General features: G+C 37.2%; 15 protein-coding genes and 1 riboswitch. Of the genes, 7 read left to right on the top strand and 8 right to left on the bottom strand.

Annotated elements, in window-relative coordinates; all coding sequences use genetic code 11:
* Positions 1 to 3 precede the first annotated feature (3 nt).
* The 3 genes from ASE74_RS09595 to ASE74_RS09605 form a co-directional block, all read right to left on the bottom strand.
* A complete protein-coding gene (locus ASE74_RS09595) occupies positions 4 to 1,038 on the bottom strand; it encodes a N(4)-(beta-N-acetylglucosaminyl)-L-asparaginase (RefSeq protein WP_055907777.1) in 1,035 nt (344 codons plus the stop codon).
* Between the two features lie 148 nt (positions 1,039 to 1,186).
* A complete protein-coding gene (locus tag ASE74_RS09600; protein ID WP_200912290.1) occupies positions 1,187 to 1,990 on the bottom strand; it encodes a nitrilase family protein in 804 nt (267 codons plus the stop codon).
* Positions 1,991 to 2,009: 19 nt separating this feature from the next.
* Positions 2,010 to 3,155 carry a methionine aminotransferase gene (locus ASE74_RS09605; RefSeq protein WP_055907780.1) on the bottom strand — a complete coding sequence of 382 codons (1,146 nt, stop codon included), beginning with the start codon at positions 3,153 to 3,155 and terminating at the stop codon, positions 2,010 to 2,012.
* 300 nt (positions 3,156 to 3,455) lie between these two features.
* Between ASE74_RS09605 and ASE74_RS09610 the strand changes: the two genes are divergently transcribed.
* Positions 3,456 to 4,982 (top strand): DUF2271 domain-containing protein, encoded by a 1,527-nt coding sequence (locus ASE74_RS09610; RefSeq protein ID WP_055907783.1) that lies wholly within the window; start codon positions 3,456 to 3,458, stop codon positions 4,980 to 4,982.
* Positions 4,954 to 5,637, top strand: coding sequence for a PepSY-associated TM helix domain-containing protein (locus tag ASE74_RS09615; RefSeq protein ID WP_082458725.1), 684 nt, complete (start codon positions 4,954 to 4,956; stop codon positions 5,635 to 5,637). The genes ASE74_RS09610 and ASE74_RS09615 overlap by 29 nt, the downstream gene beginning before the upstream one ends.
* Positions 5,638 to 5,684: 47 nt before the next feature.
* Here the strand turns inward: ASE74_RS09615 and ASE74_RS09620 are convergent, their stop codons facing one another.
* The gene (locus ASE74_RS09620) at positions 5,685 to 6,911 is read right to left on the bottom strand and encodes a multidrug effflux MFS transporter (protein ID WP_055907786.1); all 1,227 of its coding nucleotides are present in this window, start codon (positions 6,909 to 6,911) and stop codon (positions 5,685 to 5,687) included.
* A 190-nt stretch (positions 6,912 to 7,101) separates the two neighbouring features.
* Between ASE74_RS09620 and ASE74_RS09625 the strand changes: the two genes are divergently transcribed.
* From ASE74_RS09625 to ASE74_RS09640, 4 genes are all read left to right on the top strand, one after another.
* Positions 7,102 to 7,872 carry a queuosine precursor transporter gene (locus ASE74_RS09625; RefSeq protein WP_055907789.1) on the top strand — a complete coding sequence of 257 codons (771 nt, stop codon included), beginning with the start codon at positions 7,102 to 7,104 and terminating at the stop codon, positions 7,870 to 7,872.
* Positions 7,873 to 7,905: 33 nt separating this feature from the next.
* On the top strand, positions 7,906 to 8,355 hold the full coding sequence (locus ASE74_RS09630) for a hypothetical protein (protein ID WP_055907792.1): 450 nt from the start codon (positions 7,906 to 7,908) through the stop codon (positions 8,353 to 8,355).
* Positions 8,356 to 8,488: 133 nt separating this feature from the next.
* Positions 8,489 to 9,286, top strand: coding sequence for a type II toxin-antitoxin system antitoxin SocA domain-containing protein (locus tag ASE74_RS09635; RefSeq protein WP_157255395.1), 798 nt, complete (start codon positions 8,489 to 8,491; stop codon positions 9,284 to 9,286).
* A gap of 3 nt (positions 9,287 to 9,289) precedes the next feature.
* The gene (locus tag ASE74_RS09640) at positions 9,290 to 9,634 is read left to right on the top strand and encodes a hypothetical protein (protein WP_055907798.1); all 345 of its coding nucleotides are present in this window, start codon (positions 9,290 to 9,292) and stop codon (positions 9,632 to 9,634) included.
* Between the two features lie 75 nt (positions 9,635 to 9,709).
* Here ASE74_RS09640 and ASE74_RS09645 read toward each other — a convergent pair whose 3' ends face one another.
* The 3 genes from ASE74_RS09645 to ASE74_RS09655 form a co-directional block, all read right to left on the bottom strand.
* Positions 9,710 to 10,954, bottom strand: a complete 1,245-nt coding sequence (locus ASE74_RS09645) for a homoserine dehydrogenase (RefSeq protein WP_055907801.1) — start codon at positions 10,952 to 10,954, stop codon at positions 9,710 to 9,712.
* A gap of 128 nt (positions 10,955 to 11,082) precedes the next feature.
* A complete protein-coding gene (gene metX / locus ASE74_RS09650) occupies positions 11,083 to 12,183 on the bottom strand; it encodes a homoserine O-acetyltransferase (RefSeq protein WP_055907804.1) in 1,101 nt (366 codons plus the stop codon).
* Positions 12,184 to 12,224: 41 nt separating this feature from the next.
* Positions 12,225 to 13,556, bottom strand: a complete 1,332-nt coding sequence (locus ASE74_RS09655) for an O-acetylhomoserine aminocarboxypropyltransferase/cysteine synthase family protein (RefSeq protein ID WP_055907809.1) — start codon at positions 13,554 to 13,556, stop codon at positions 12,225 to 12,227.
* A gap of 265 nt (positions 13,557 to 13,821) precedes the next feature.
* Positions 13,822 to 13,932, bottom strand: a riboswitch (SAM riboswitch).
* Positions 13,933 to 14,141: 209 nt separating this feature from the next.
* Between ASE74_RS09655 and ASE74_RS09660 the strand changes: the two genes are divergently transcribed.
* Positions 14,142 to 15,158 carry a hypothetical protein gene (locus tag ASE74_RS09660; protein WP_157255396.1) on the top strand — a complete coding sequence of 339 codons (1,017 nt, stop codon included), beginning with the start codon at positions 14,142 to 14,144 and terminating at the stop codon, positions 15,156 to 15,158.
* Positions 15,159 to 15,203: 45 nt separating this feature from the next.
* Here the strand turns inward: ASE74_RS09660 and ASE74_RS09665 are convergent, their stop codons facing one another.
* Positions 15,204 to 16,319, bottom strand: a complete 1,116-nt coding sequence (locus ASE74_RS09665; protein WP_055907816.1) for a PLP-dependent aspartate aminotransferase family protein — start codon at positions 16,317 to 16,319, stop codon at positions 15,204 to 15,206.
* Positions 16,320 to 16,372 lie beyond the last annotated feature (53 nt).

A 16,372-nucleotide genomic window follows, 5' to 3' on the forward strand; every position in this document is an offset into this window, starting at 1 on the left:
TACTTAATAATAACTTTTACCTTTTATTAAAAGATCTTGTTTCTCTGCATTGCAAACCGCATAACTGAAACCTTGTTGAATGGCATAGGCACCATATTCGCCCTTTTTGTTAATGGCCAAAAAGCCCACCTGAATATTTTTGGCTGTTTCTGGTTTCTTTTTGATAATTCGCATAACTGCCTCTTTACAAGCTGCTTCTGGCGTATAACCCTGGCGCATTAATTCTACTACTAAGAATGAGCCAACATTTCGCACCACTTCCTCGCCAACACCCGTTGAAGTTGCTCCACCTACCTCATTGTCTACATATAAACCAGCTCCAATAATCGGACTATCGCCAATACGGCCATGAAGTTTGTAAGCCATGCCACTGGTGGTACATGCACCAGAAATATTTCCTTTGGCATCAATTGCCAACATGCCAATGGTATCGTGGTTGTACTGGTTACCTGGCAATTTTTGTGGAGCGGCTTTTTCGTAAAGTTTATTCTCGATATTCATTACCGGAGCATACTTCGCTGTTTTTAACCACTCTTTCCATGCCTTTTCGCTGGCAGGCGTAAGCAGGTTTTCTTTTTTAAAACCCTGTTCCAAGGCAAACTGTAATGCTCCATCGCCAGCCAACATTACATGTGGTGTTTTTTCCATAACCTTGCGGGCTACTGAAATTGGATGTTTAATGTGCTCTAATGCCAAAACAGCACCACAATTGCCCAGTTCGTCCATAATACAGGCATCAAGTGTTACATTACCATCGCGATCAGGCAAACCGCCATAACCAACTGATTGATTTTTTTCATCAGCCTCAGGCACCCAAACACCTTGTTCAACAGCATCTAAAGCTCGTCCGCCAGATGAAAGTACTTTCCAGGCATCGGCATTTGCCGCAATTCCGAAATCCCAGGTAGAAATTACAATAGGATAGTTTTTTTCCTTTGAATCTTTTTTAGGCACTATTTCGGCAATACTACTTTTATCAATAGCCAGTAATCCGGCAGATAGGGCAGATGTTTTAATGAATTTACGGCGGTTAAACATGTAGTTGGTTAATTGTTAGAATGGGGGTTAACTGGTTAAATTGTTGAAATTAGTTAATCGTTTAACTGATTGCTGAGTTTTTTAAGGCAAATTATGAATTTGCTCATTGGTATTGTTCAAGCTTTTGATTGATTTTTTTGATCATCAGTTACTCAATGGTAAACCTGTCTGCATCTTTAAGAAAAGGGAATTGTCGTCTGATTTTTACCAGTTCCTCATAATTTATGCTAAAAGTATACAAATCTTCATCTTCTGGTTTGTAATAAACGGTATTGCCATAAGGATCTAAACACATGGATAATCCGCTGTGGTAAATCTGGTTCCCGTCATGACCAACGCGATTAACGGCAATTACATAACTTTGGTTTTCTATCGCCCTTGCCGGAATTAACGCCTTCCAGTGTGCCGAACGTTTATCAGGCCAGTTGGCAACCAAAAGCAGGATATCATATTCCTGGTCTACATTGCGCAACCATACAGGGAAACGGAGATCGTAACAAATGGCCAGCCTGATTTTCCATCCTTTAAGTTCAACAATCAATTTTTCTTTACCTGGGCTAAAATGATCGTCTTCATTGCCCATACCAAAAAGATGGCGTTTATCGTAATGCTGGTTTTTACCATCTGGTTCCATCCAGATTAATCTGTTGTAATATTGGTTGTTTTCTTTTATAATTAAGCTGCCGGTAACCACACAATTGTATTGGTGGGCCATTTTTTGCATCCATTGCATGGTTTTTCCACCCATTTCTTCTGCCAGCGTTTCCGAATTCATACTGAAACCTGTATTAAACATCTCTGGCAAAATAATGATATCTGTTTTCTCCCGAACACCCATCGATAAACGTAGGGCCAGGTTTAACAGGTTTTTTTCTATGTTTTCCCAAAAAAGATAAGCTTGAAAGACAGTTACTTTCAGGTTTTCTATTTGAGTGTAAACAGGTGCTTCCATTTTTATTTATTTGGGATGGTTAAACATTTTTTAATTTCTCTGCAGCCAAAGCAAGCGTTGCATTTTCTTTGGCAAAGCAAAACCTGATAATTTTATGGTCGGTAGCTCTTTGATAAAATGCAGAAACCGGAATAGTAGCTACGCCAAACTCTTTAATGAGGCTCATACTGAAATCGGTATCTTTTTCGTCACTGATCTCGCTGTAACTAACGCATTGAAAATATGATCCGTTGCAGGGCAGGAGTTTAAATCTGCTATCTGCTAAAAGTGTTCTGAAATAGTCGCGCTTTTGCTGAAAGAAACCAGCGATTCCGTTATAATTTTCAGGTTCTTTAATGTAATTGGCAATAGCCTGCTGCATGGGACTATTAACGCTGAAAACATTAAATTGGTGTACTTTCCTAAATTCTTTCATCAGTTTCTCTGGCGCTAAACAATAACCCAGTTTCCAACCCGTGGCATGCAAAAGCTTGCCAAAAGAAGCTATAATGAAGCTACGGAGTCTTAATTCAGGGTAGAGCATCACACTTTGATGTTTATGTTCATCGTAGATTAAATGCTCATAAACTTCGTCGCTTAAAATTAAAATATCGGTGCCAGTAACAAGTTTTATCAGCGATTTCATATCATCTGATGATAAAATACTACCTGTAGGGTTATGCGGTGTATTTAAAATAATCATCCTGGTATTGGCGGTAAAAAGTTTTTTTACCATGTCCCAATCTATGCCATAATTTGGTGGGGCAAGCTCATAAGTTTTAACCAAACCGCCTAAAAGTTTTACCGTGGGTGCATAACTATCGTAAGCTGGTTCGAAAATAATTACCTCGTCGCCAGCACTGATAATTGAGGCCAATGCCGTAAATATCGCTTGTGTACCGCCAGCGGTAACGGTTATTTCTGTTTCAGGATTATATTTTACATTGTAAAGTTTTTCAACTTTCTCAGCAATGGTTTCTTTCAAAAAGTTGGCTCCCGGCATTGGCGCATACTGATTAAAACCATCTTTCATGGCCTCATTTACCAAATTTATCAATTTTGGGTCGCAGGCATAGTCGGGAAATCCCTGTGATAAATTAATGGCATTGTGTTCTGCCGCAAGTTTGCTCATTACCGAAAAAATGGTAGTGCTTACACCAGGAAGTTTAGATTGTATATTCAGCATCGTATAAGCGAAAATAGGAAAAAAAAGCTTAAACCTTAAAAATAGGACGTAAAAGCTGCTTAGAAATTGGCGCTGACTGGAAAAAGATAATCAAATTTTGAAAAAGTGGATAAAAAAATTCTGAATTGTAATTAAACCCTTGATCGATACGATGGTCAAAAAAATTTAATAAGAGTAATTGATTTAACCCCTATAAAAACGAGCTGATTGTATTATTTCAAATATATTTTCATCTTATTTAAAATTATTCCAAATAAACTATTTTCTTTGCATTAAAAATCTCCAAATTATCCATAATATATGAAGTTTAGACATCTAGTCGCAGCCTTTTTAGTGGTAATAACTGCATCAGCATTTGTTAACCCGAAAAAAACCTTAAGAACATACGTTTCCAATTATGAAAATGTATTGGGAACATCATTAGAATTAAAATTTAAAGCAAACAATCAGTCCGATGCAGATCTTGCAGAAGAAAATGCTTTGAATGAGATCGATCGTTTAGATAATATTTTAAGTGCTTATAAAACAAGTAGTGAGTTTAATAAATGGATAAATAACGGAAAACAAACAACTAAAATTTCCTCCGAATTATTTGAAGTATTGCAACAGTTCGAAAATTATAAAGGTTTAACCAATGGCGCACTTGATGCTTCCGCTGCTGTAATCGGTAACGTTTGGAAAAAAGCAGCCAGCGAAAATCATTTGCCATCGGCGCAATCGCTTCAAGTTGCGGTTAATCAGGTTAAACAACAACACTATGTGCTCGATGAAATAAACAAAACCGTTACCAGGTTGGATGATGTGCCTTTGGCATTAAATTCTTTCGCAAAGAGTTACATCATTAATAAAGCTGCTGAAAAGGCAATGCAAACCTCAGGCATCGAAAATGTTGTGGTAAACATTGGTGGCGATATGGTTATTAAAGGAAATCAGCCAGAAGCCATTGAAATTGCCAACCCTAAGGCCGACGCTGAGAATGATGCTGCGCTAACAACCATCAAAGTTTCTAATAGGGCTGTTGCTACCAGTGGAAATTACCGCAGGGGTTTTAGTGTAAATGGAAAGTGGTATTCGCACATTGTCGATCCGCGTACTGGAAATCCAGCTACAAACATTATCAGTGCTACTGTGATTGCAGCTAATGCAAGTGAAGCAGGTGCGCTGGCAACTTCATTCAATGTGCTCTCGGTTTCTGAAATCGAAAAACTAACCGCAAATAGGAAAGATATTGCCTATTTATTGGTTACCAAAGATGGAAAAGAGCTTAAAAGCAGCGAGTGGGCAAATTACGAAGTGGCCTTAAATAAACCTGCAATTGCCATAACTAAGGCAAATAAACCAGAAAAACCATGGAATACGAAATATGAATTGGTCGTAAATTTAGAGATTGCCAATATCGAATCAACTGATGGTAAGCGTGTTCGCCGTCCATTTGTTGCTGTTTGGGTTGAAGATGCTGCGAAAACACCAGTACGTAATCTTGCAATCTGGTACAATAAACCACGTTGGTTGCCTGATTTAAAATCGTGGAGCCGTGCAAATGGCGACGAATTTAAAAAAGGAGCAGAAGGCAAATTAAGTTCTACAAGTTCGGCTACCCGTGGTCCTGGCAAATACAGCCTTTCATGGGATGGAAAAGATGATAGCGGCCAATTGGTAAAAGCCGGAACATATACCGTTTTCATCGAAGTAGCCCGCGAACATGGATCATACCAGGTAATTTCGAAAGAAATGAAATTTACCGGTTCAGCACAAAAAATAGAATTAACCCCAAATACAGAATTAGCATCAGCATCCCTTGACTACAGAAAAATCCCAAAAAAGTAATCCAATTGCCGTACCAAGTGGCCTTGGGAAAAAGCCGGTTAAAAAGGATAGCGGAAAAGGAAAAGGTAAAAAACGTTTAGCCGGACTATCACGATGGCTTCATATTTATTTGTCGATGGTGAGTTTTACCATCCTGCTGTTTTTTGCAGTATCGGGTTTAACACTTAACCATGCAGACTGGTTTACTTCTGGAAAAGAAGTGGTAACCAAAGATTCTGGATCGGTTGATTTGAAGTGGGTGAACCAACCAGATACCAATAAAATTAATAAGCTTCAGATTGTTGAGTTTTTTAGGAATAAGCACCAGGTTAAGGGTGCTTTGAGTGATTTTAGGATGGATGACAGAGAATTGAGTTTAACCTTTAATGGCCCGGGTTACCTGGCTGATTCTTTTATTGATCGCGAAACCGGTAAATATGAATTAACAACAACAAGATTCGGAGCTGTAGCTGTAATAAATGATTTACATAAAGGAAGAGATTCTGGTAAGGCCTGGTCGTGGATTATTGATATTTCGGCAGTGCTGATGACTTTAGTGTCTATTTCAGGAATTATCTTAATCTGTTTTATTAAAAAGAAACGATTAAGTGGCTTTATCATCGCAGCAGTGGGTACACTTGTTTGCTATCTGATTTACAAGTTATTTGTACCATAATAAAAAACCACAAAGGCAATAAGAAAATTGCTTTTGTGGTTAAAAAATTAATGCGCAACAACAGCCGAATCAGCAGATGCTTCTACTTCAGTGGTGATAAATCTTTTGCCGATTAATAAACAACCTAAAGCAATAAATGCAGCAGCCGTCATTACCAATGGCATAGGCACAACAGAATGTTCGCTGAATAAACTTACCATTACAGATGCTAAAGCACCCAGGCCCATTTGCAGGGCACCCATTAATGCTGAGGCACTTCCTGCATTTTTGGTAAATGGTGCAAGTGATAAAGCGGCAGCATTTGGATTGATTAAACCTAAACAGGCTAGAAATAAAGCAATAAAGCCAATGGTTGAGTATAAATTTAACCAGTTGTTTAAAGCAAATATCAAAAATATAAGGCTAAAAATACACTGTGCAATAAGCGCATAGCTTACAATTTTTTTGCTAGTAAACCACCTCAATATTAAGCTGTTTACCTGGCTCGATCCAATAAAAGAAACAGAAAGCAATGCAAAAATCCACCCGTAACCCGTTTTGCTTACTTCATATATCTTCATAAAAACCTGAGGCGAAGAAGATACATAAGCAAATAACCCTGAAAATGTAATCGAACTGATTAAGGCATAAGTGTAAAATTGAGGTTCTTTTAAAACCGTTAAGAAATTGGTTAAAATTGGCTTTGGCTTTAAAGAATAGTTCGGATCAGGTTTATAACTTTCTGGCAATTTAAAAATAGATGCGAAAAGCATCAAAATGGCCATTAATCCTAAAAATACAAACACATATTTCCAACCTAAGGCCGAAATTAAATAGCCGCCAGCCGTTGGGGCCAGCATTGGCGAAACAGCAATAACCAGCATTAACGAAGCAAACACTTTTGGGCTTTCCTCAACAGAAAAAAGATCCCGTACCATCGCTACAGATGCCACAGCAGTTGCACAACTCCCAATAGCCTGTACAAAACGTAAAACAATCAGTTGGTTTACATCTGTTACAGCCAGGCATAAAAAGGAAGCAAGAATATAAAGGGCCAAACCAAAGTATAATGGTTTTTTTCGGCCAAATTTATCCAATAGCGGACCATACAATAACTGCCCGGCAGAAATTCCGATAAAAAAGCTCGATAAGGAGAGTGCTACAGTAGATTCTGTGCTTTTTAAATCTTTTGCAATATCAACAAAACCAGGTAGGTACATGTCAATTGAGAAAGGGCCAAGTGCTGCCAATGAACCTAAAATGAGTATAAGATAGAAGTGTTGTTTTTTAGCCATGAAAATTACCGGTTTTGAAGGCGCAAAGATTGCGAGATTTAATTGGTTAACCTATTTTTAAGGTCGAATGATTGTAAAAATCATATTTTTAGTCAAAATAGCTGATATGTGCGTAATCTTTGTGTTATCTCTTTTAAAAATACGCTAATCAATATACTAAATAGGCTATTTATTTCTAGATTTATAGTCTATGACTTTTAAAACGAAAGAAAGCCGTTTGCTCCTCATTCTGGGAAGCTTTTTTGTGGCAAATGCTATATTATCAGAATTTATCGGGGTTAAGTTGTTTAGTGTTGAAGAAACACTTGGAATTAAAAAGTTCGATATCAATCTGTTGGGGGTGCCCAATTTGTCATTTGTGATGTCGGCAGGCGTATTAACCTGGCCCATCATTTTTATCATGACAGATATAATAAATGAATATTTTGGCGTAAAACAAGTCCGTTTCCTCTCCATTATGACTTCGATTTTAATTGCTTTTGCTTTTTTGGTCGTATGGGGATCAATGCATTTGAGTGCTGCCGATTTTTGGGTGCATCAAAAAATCAATGGTGAAGATTTAAATATGAACAATGCCTTTGTGGGCATTTTCGGACAGGGAATGTGGATTATTGTAGGTTCAATCACTGCATTTATAATCGGACAGTTGGCAGATGTGCTCATTTTCCACCGGATAAAAAAAATTACCGGAGAACGTGCCTTGTGGTTGCGCGCAACAGGATCAACGCTGGTTTCGCAGCTAATTGACAGTTTTGTGGTGATTTTTATTGCGTTTTACTTAAACCCGCAATACCATTACAGTTGGCAGATGGTTGCGGCAATTGGATTGGTTAATTATACCTATAAATTTGTGGTAGCCATTTTAATGACACCAATATTGTATGTGGTGCATACTGTTATTGATGGCTATTTGGGGAAAGATCTTGCGCACAAATTAATTAAGATGGCTGGGAGGGGATAATTTTTAGGATACCATAACCAAATAATTATATTTATGAGATTAAATATTGTAATGTTACTTGCTGTGCTTACATTTGCCTCTTGTGCCAATAATGATAATAGCAAAAAAGAGAATCCTGATATTCAAGGTACCTGGCAGTTATTTTCTGCTACAACCATCGAAAATGGAAAAAGCCAGACCACCGATTATTCAGGCGACTTAAAAATGATCAAAATGTTCAACAATACACATTTCGCATTTTTAAGACATAGCATTAACCCTAAAGACACGAGTAGTTTTGATGCTGGAGGGGGAACATTTACCTTAAACAAGGATGATTATACCGAACGCCTTGAATATTATAAAGATAAAAACTGGGAAGGCAAAACCTTTAAATTTAAACTGGCCGTTCATCAAGATACGCTGATTCAAAAAGGTATTGAAAAAGTAGAAAAAGCAGGGGTTGACCGGGTGATTATTGAAAAATATATCAAAATTAAATAGAAATTAATTCGGTTCCTGTTGTTTAATATCAGGTTCTCTGTAATGGGAATAATAAACAATTTATGGGGTTGATTGCGTTGTTCTGTAATCTATCATTATATTGTTTTATATTAAAACATTTGTATCTTTGGGTATGGGATACGAATTATCAAAAAAAGAAATCGGAGAAAGAATTGCTAAACTTCGATTAAATAAAGGCTTTTCTCAAGAAGATTTGGCTAAGAGTATCGCCATTTCAAGATCATCATTAACTCAGATAGAATTGGGCAATAGAGTGGTAAGCCTGAGCGAAATGCAGAAATTATCGATGGTGTTGGGCTTTTCTCTTGATGGTTTTATGGCTAAAGATTTTCTGAACTCCCAGGATTTAAATTTATCTGAAGAGCCAAACGAAGATGTTATTGAGGAACGTATTTCTGTTCCAACCCTTAATGTAAATAAATTCAAAAATGTTTTGCTTTATATTTTAGAGCGTTGCGCAGGCAAGCCTAATGTTGGTGAAACTGTACTTTATAAATTGCTTTATTTCTCTGATTTTAATTACTATGAGTTATATGAAGAGCACTTAACAGGAGCAAAGTATAAAAAATTACCTTATGGCCCGGTTCCTCAAAAACTAGATGCAGTTATAAACCAAATGATTGAGGCCAATATGCTCCAAAGGATTAAAACGGAGTTTAAGGGCTATCCACAGAAACGTTACTTACCCTTGGAAAAAGCAGATTTAACTGTACTTAAAGCAAGTGAGAAGGATGTTATTGATAAAGTGATCGAACAAATGAGTGATTGGTCTGCCACGGCGATAAGTGATTATTCACATAAAGATTTACCTTGGGAAGTTACAGAAGAAGGCAAAGATATTAGTTACGAATTGGCCTTTTACCGGGAACTGCCATATTCTGTTAGGGTGTATGATGAAGATGATAATTAAATTATGCACTTCAATTCGCTCAATGAATTTAATAGAGATTTAAAGTTTTTATTAAAAAAATATAGAACATTAAACGACGACTTAGAAATGGTTAAGGCAATTATAAATGTCAGGCCAAGTCAGCAGCCACCATTTAGTTTTACCATAGATAATTTGGGTATTCAAACCTGTGTTATTAAAATAAAACGGATGGCTTGTAAATCTTTAAAAGGCCGGGGTGTAAATTCTGGCTTGAGGTTAATATATGCCTACTTCGCCGAAGAAAAAAAGATTGTTTTTATAGAGCTTTACCATAAAAACGACAAACAAAACGAAGATAAGCAACGCATTTTAGAAAATTTCAAATAAACGCAAAAGGTCGGAATCGCTCCGACCTTTGTACTTAACAACAAAACAAATAAAAAAAAATAACCCTAAAATAAATTATAGGCTTGCCAGCTCCCGGGCAAAAACATTTTCACTTAATTGCTCTTGTTTGTAAATCTGCCTGCCGGTATATGCCACAAAAACAGATTTATCCAAAAGCAAGTCGCGGTTTTTAATTAAGCTTTCAAGCTTAACGGTTCCAACCACATATTTATAGCTGCTCGCAGCATAACGTTCGCTTATTGTATCAAATTCCAATAGCGTAATCAAATCTTCATCTGCATAACGCAAATAGATTTCCAATAAAATTTCTTCGGTATGTTTTACACCATTTTCCGAATGGTACTTTTTATATTCATAACGGTAATCATAGCGTAATGCTGCAATATCCGAAAGTACAGCTGCGCCAGTTGGATGGCCGCCAGCACCTTTACCATAAAAAAACTGTTTATCTGCAAAAGCAGCCTGAACCGCAACCGCGTTGTATTCATTTTCTACATTGTATAGAAAATCATCTTTAGCTACTAGTTTTGGCAATACATACGTCACTATGTCCTTTGTGTTCACTTTACGTGCTGTAGGAACTAATTTGATTTTAAAATTCTTCTCACGTGCATATTTAATGTCGTATTGAGAAAGATTCTGTATTCCGATGTTCAATATAAAATCAGGATTTACAAATAATCCATAGGCGTGCGCTGTAGCGATAGCCAATTTGTATTTCGGATCGTAGCCTCCTACATCGAGGATTGGATCTGTTTCGGCGAAACCTAAATCCTGTGCTTCTTTTAAAGCAGAATCATAACTTTGGTTTTCGTTAAATATTTTCGATAAAATGTAATTGGATGATCCATTAAAAATGCCGCTTAAAGCATGGAAAAGCTCATTGTCGTAATATTCTTCCAGGTTTCGAATAATCGGAATACTACCACAAACAGCTCCTTCATATAATAAAGATGTACCATGTTCCTGCTGTAAATCAACAAGTTCTTTCAAATGTGTAGCAATCATTTTTTTATTGGCCGATACTACATTTTTGCCGTTTTTTAAGGCTGTAGTTACAATTTCGTAAGCTGCATCAGCATCATTGATCAACTCTACAATTGTATTGATCTCTGTATTGTTCAGTATTTCGTTACGATCGGTAGTAAACAGATCTTTATTTAGGGTACGTTTCTTTCTTGGATCTTTTATCGCAATTTTAATAATCTCCAAATTCAGGTTCTGGCTTTGGATAATATCCAATAAACCTTGTCCTACAACTCCGAAACCAAATAAACCGATTTTTAAATTCTTACTCATTATTGTATTTATGATTACGCAGATAGATGGTTTATCCCCACACTAACTGCTTTTATTTTGTGATTTGTTTTAACTTGTGGCATCTGGTATTTAACCTTCAATCTTTACACCCTCAACCTTCTAGCTTTTTAAGCCGTATGCTGTAATTTGATTATCTTTTTATTACGGCTTTCTTTAATGAAATTCCCGATTACATTGGTAAGCGCATCGGTTTCAATTAGAAACCCGTCATGTCCATAATCAGAATGCAATGCGATAAATTCTGCACCATCAATATGATCAGCTAAATATTTTTGTTCGGATAGTGGAAACAAAACATCATTTTCTATTCCTATTACCAGCGTATTTGCCGTAATTAGTTTTAAAGCCTCAGCAATGCTTTTGCGGTTTCGGCCTACATTATGACTGTCCATAGCTTTAGTTAAATAATAATAACTATATGCATTAAAGCGGTTAATCAGCTTTTCTCCCTGATAATTCTGGTAAGAAGAAGACCTGAAATTATCGGTTTTATCGTTTACGCTTTCTACTTGAGTACTGCCATAAGCACTGTACGTTCTATAACTCAAAAGCGCAATACTACGTGCAGTTTTTAAACCTTTGCTGCCTCCGTTTGGCTGGTTGGCATAAAAAGTTCTGTCGGTTGTAATGGCCAAACGCTGACTTTCGTTAAAAGCAATTCCCCAAGGTGAATGTGCAGCATTAGTTGCTATCAAGATCAGGTTTTCAATTTTGCCAGGTTCAGAAATACTCCATTCAACAGCTTGTTGCCCACCTAAAGAACCACCGATCAACAGTTTAATGTAATCAATACCCAAATGCGCAGCCAATAATTGATGAGCTGATACTAAATCTCTTATCGTAAATTGTGGAAAGGATAAGTAATAGGGCAGTCCATTTACAGGATTTGTACTTAATGGATTTGTACTTCCATAATGCGAACCCAAAACATTGGCGCAAACGATATAATGATCTTCCGGATTAAATAAAGCGTTGCCGCCAAACAGGCCTTCCCACCATTCAAAAACATCTGCATTGGCTGTAAGTGCATGGCAAACCCAGATCACGTTATCCTTATTCGCATTTAATTTGCCATAAGTTTGATAAGCAATCTGAAGGTTGCGGATTTTTTTGCCGCTTTCTAATTTGAATTGTTTATTGTAATTATATGTAGCACCTAAATTTCCCGAAGAAGATTTTGGAGTATTATCATTTTTAGCGTTATGCATTTTGTAATGTTGTTGTTTTAAATCCCTTAAGCAGGGTTGGGTTAAGCTTGTAAATGAGCTGTAGTAGTCAAATTATTGATACTAGCGAATGCCTGTTCGAAATCGGCTTTAATATCATCTATATGCTCAATACCGACCGAAACCCTCAATGCGTTTGGTTTTACGCCTGCCTCCAGCTGTTCTGTTTCACTTAACTGTTGATGGGTGGTTGCTGATGGCTGAATAATAAGCGTTTTCGCATCGCCCACATTTGCCAGGTGAGATACCAGTTTTAAATTATCAATAACCTGTGTCGCGTTTTCTTTGCTTCCGGCCAACTCAAAAGATAAAACTGCGCCAAAACCATTGCTTAAATATTTTTTAGCCAGATTGTTGTATTTACTACTCGCTAAGCCCGGATATTGAACTTCTTTAACCAGCGGATGATTTTCTAACCAGGTGGCCAATTCCAATGCATTATCTACATGGCGTTGAACGCGAAGCGATAGCGTTTCTAATCCCTGCAACAAAAGAAAAGAATTAAAAGGTGATAGGGCAGGGCCAAGATCTCTTAATCCCTCAACCCTTGCACGGATGATAAACTGAATGTTGCCAAATGGTCCACCGATGCCAAAAACATCGCTGAAAACCAGTCCATGGTATCCTTCAGCAGGTTCTGAGAACTGCTTAAATTTCCCGTTGCCCCAATTGTAGTTTCCACCATCAATAATAACACCTCCAATACTTGTACCATGACCACCAATCCACTTGGTTGCAGATTCTACAACAATGTTTGCGCCATGTTCTAATGGTTTAAATAGATAACCACCTGCGCCAAAAGTATTGTCTACAACCAAAGGAAGGTCGTATTTTTTAGCAATTGAAGCAATTTTTTCAAAATCGGGGATACTAAATGCAGGGTTGCCTATGGTTTCGAGGTAGATCGCTTTGGTTTTATCCGTAATTTTATTTTCAAATTCTTCAGGCACATCCGGATTGGCAAAATCAACATGTATGCCTAATCTTTTAAATGCTACTTTAAATTGGTTGTATGTTCCGCCATAAATATGAGAAGAGGAAACGATGCTATCTCCGGCTTCTAAAATATTGTTTAATGCAATAAACTGAGCCGCCTGACCAGATGCTACCGCTAGTGCTGCAACGCCACCTTCTAATGCAGCGATACGTTTTTCGAAAACATCATTTGTTGGATTCATAATCCTGGTGTAGATATTTCCGAACTCTTTTAATGCAAATAGGTTTGCGCCATGTTCTGCATTTTTAAACCCATACGATGTGGTTTGGTAAATAGGTACTGCTCTGGAACCTGTTGTTGGATCTATTTCCTGACCAGCATGTAATTGTAAGGTTTCAAATTTATATGAAGTTGACATAATTTCTTTTTTTTAATGTTGATTGATGAGCTACAGGTATAGGCTTAGCCTAATATTAACCTAACAGGGCGTATCCCGATTTCCCGGGACCTTCCAGTTTGAATGAAACAAAAAAGGAAGATTTTTAAACTACTGTATGCAACAGCACATACAAGTAACCTTACGCATGTTGCAACAAATAAAAGAAATAGAATTTTTTTCTGACTTTTTCAGGTTTGCAATGGGCTCGCTTAGCGATTGAAGATTTAATGTTTTCATCAGTTCTAATTTATATCTCCAAATAACACCTTGTTATCCGGTCAGGAATTGGCACCTTCTCTCTCTGAGGGTTGCCAGTGGGTCGTCGAGCCAGTCTCTCGCCACTTCTTTATAAATCAACCTGCGAAGATTGACTTTTATTTAGATTTCCGCCAAATAATATTTCAAATGTCTGAATTTAATTTTAATTCACAAAATAAAATTCCGAATTTAAGTTAACTTTCTGAAAATGAGGCATGTATTTTGTGCTAAATTATTGGCTTAAAACTTTTAATATAAAATTAACGCTTAAAATTCTAAGTTTGTGTTACCTATCTAAATTTAATCATGATGAAAAATACAAAATCCCTATGTTTAGTGCTACTATTTGCCATAGGAAGCTTAAACAATGTACGCGCTCAATTCGGAGGTTTAAAAGATAAATTATTAAAAGTAGGCACTGCCCAGGGTGCTAAGGCTTTAGGTGTAGATAGGTTTTTGAAACAATCAGCAGCCATTACCACTAGTTTTGAAGATGTAAACAGAGCGGGCGAAAAACTGCCGGATTTTATCACCACTTTAAATTTAAAAGCACAACCTTTATATCTATTGCCGAAAAATCCTGATGGAGGATTTGTACTATGTGAAGGCCTTTACGAAATGACCAATAAAAGTTATTGCTTAAAAGCAGGAACTTTTGCTCCATCAAAAGGAGATGGTTATATGTTTGCGCCTGTTTTAGGCCCGAAAGAGGAAATTGTAGTATCTATTTTAAAAAGTGCTGAAAAACATCCAGATGTGGAGCAACACGATATCCAGGCTTTATTATGGACAATAATTGCAAGAACTAAATTTGCTGATTATAACGGTCAGGTGAAATTAACTGCAATTAAATTATTAACACCAAAACAGCTTACTCAGCTGGAAGGTGGTGCACTGGGCGTTTTGCCATTTGATGTGATGGAAAAAGCAAAAGATCAATTGCCATCGGGTGTAAAAGCGGTTTTTGAAGCTGAAAATAACATCCGCCAATTGGTTGCTTCCGGAAATTATACCTATGCGGATCTGGAAAAATATGCAATTGTTGCGGGGATGGCTCCGCCAAGAAGTGATGTGCCAAGTGGCATCTGGACGAAACACCCTGATGGTTATTATGTACGTTATTTTCCTTCAGGATACTCAATTACCAAAGTACAGGTATACGTACCGAAAGAAGTGTTAGCGAATGGAACCAAATTAATTTACGATGCAGCTGGAGATATTGCCTGTCCTGCCAATACAGGTTCTCAACGTTTGGCACAAACTAACGAACCATTGGAAGCAAACTATTCGTTAAAGTTGACTACGGTTTGTAATCCGAAGTAACTTTTAAGACCACGCAGGTTTTAAAACCTGCGTGGTTTAATTAAATTAACCCAGTGCCTGCGCTAAATCGGCTATAATATCATCTACATGCTCTAGGCCTACAGAAATTCGAAGTAAATTTTTAGGGGTTTTACTATCTGGTCCTTCTACTGAATAGCGGTGTTCTATTAAACTCTCCACGCCACCTAAACTGGTTGCCTGAGCAAATAATTGAACTTTGTTTACCACCTCACGGGCAGCTTCAACATCTCCTTTAACCAAAAACGACATCATTCCGCTAAAATCTTTCATTTGTTTTTTAGCAATTTCGTGCTGTGGGTGGCTTTCAAGTCCTGGATAAAAAACAGCCTCAACTTTTGGATGGTTATTTAAATAATCGGCTACAATTTTTCCATTTTCGCAATGGCCTTTCATGCGATAAGCCAGGGTTTTAATGCTCCTGGTTAATAAAAAACAATCAAAAGGAGAAGGAACAGCCCCACCAGTTTGTTGAATATTTTTTATTCTCTCCCATAACTCATCTTTTTTTGCCGTAATTAAAATTCCACCAAGCACATCACTATGGCCACCAAGGTATTTAGTGCTGCTGTGCATCACAATGTCGGCGCCTAATAAAATCGGGTTTTGCAAAATTGGAGAGGCAAAAGTGCTATCGCAAACCAATGTAATGTGATTTGATTTGGCTATATTACCAATTGCTTCAATATCAGTTACTTTTAATAACGGATTTGATGGTGTTTCAATCCAGATCAGTTTGGTATTGGTTTTAATGCTCGATTGTATCAGATTTAAATCAGTTTGATCTACAAAATCGAATTCCAGGCTATCATTAAAAATGGTTAATAACTGTTTTTTAATTCCCCAGTACATATCATCGGGTGCAATAATATGACTACCTGGTTTCAGTGCTTGGAACATGGCCAAACCGCAGGTGTTACCAGAAGAAAAAGCTGCTGCATCTTCGCCATACTCTAATTTAGCCACAGTGTTTTCTAAAGCAGACCGGTTTGGGTTACTTACCCTGCTATACATGTGCCCGCCGGGATAACCGCCATCTTCTCCACGAAAAAAAGTTGTTGACAGATTAATTGGGGGCGTTACATCACCTGTGGTACTTTTTACTAGATTAGAAGCGTGAATAGCAAGGGTTTCGGGTTTCATGATGATTTATGTTTATCGAAATATTATTGGAATACAATTTAATAATTTGGTGC

Origin of the sequence: Pedobacter sp. Leaf216 (assembly GCF_001421515.1) — a bacterium.
Taxonomy (GTDB): Bacteria; Bacteroidota; Bacteroidia; order Sphingobacteriales; family Sphingobacteriaceae; genus Pedobacter.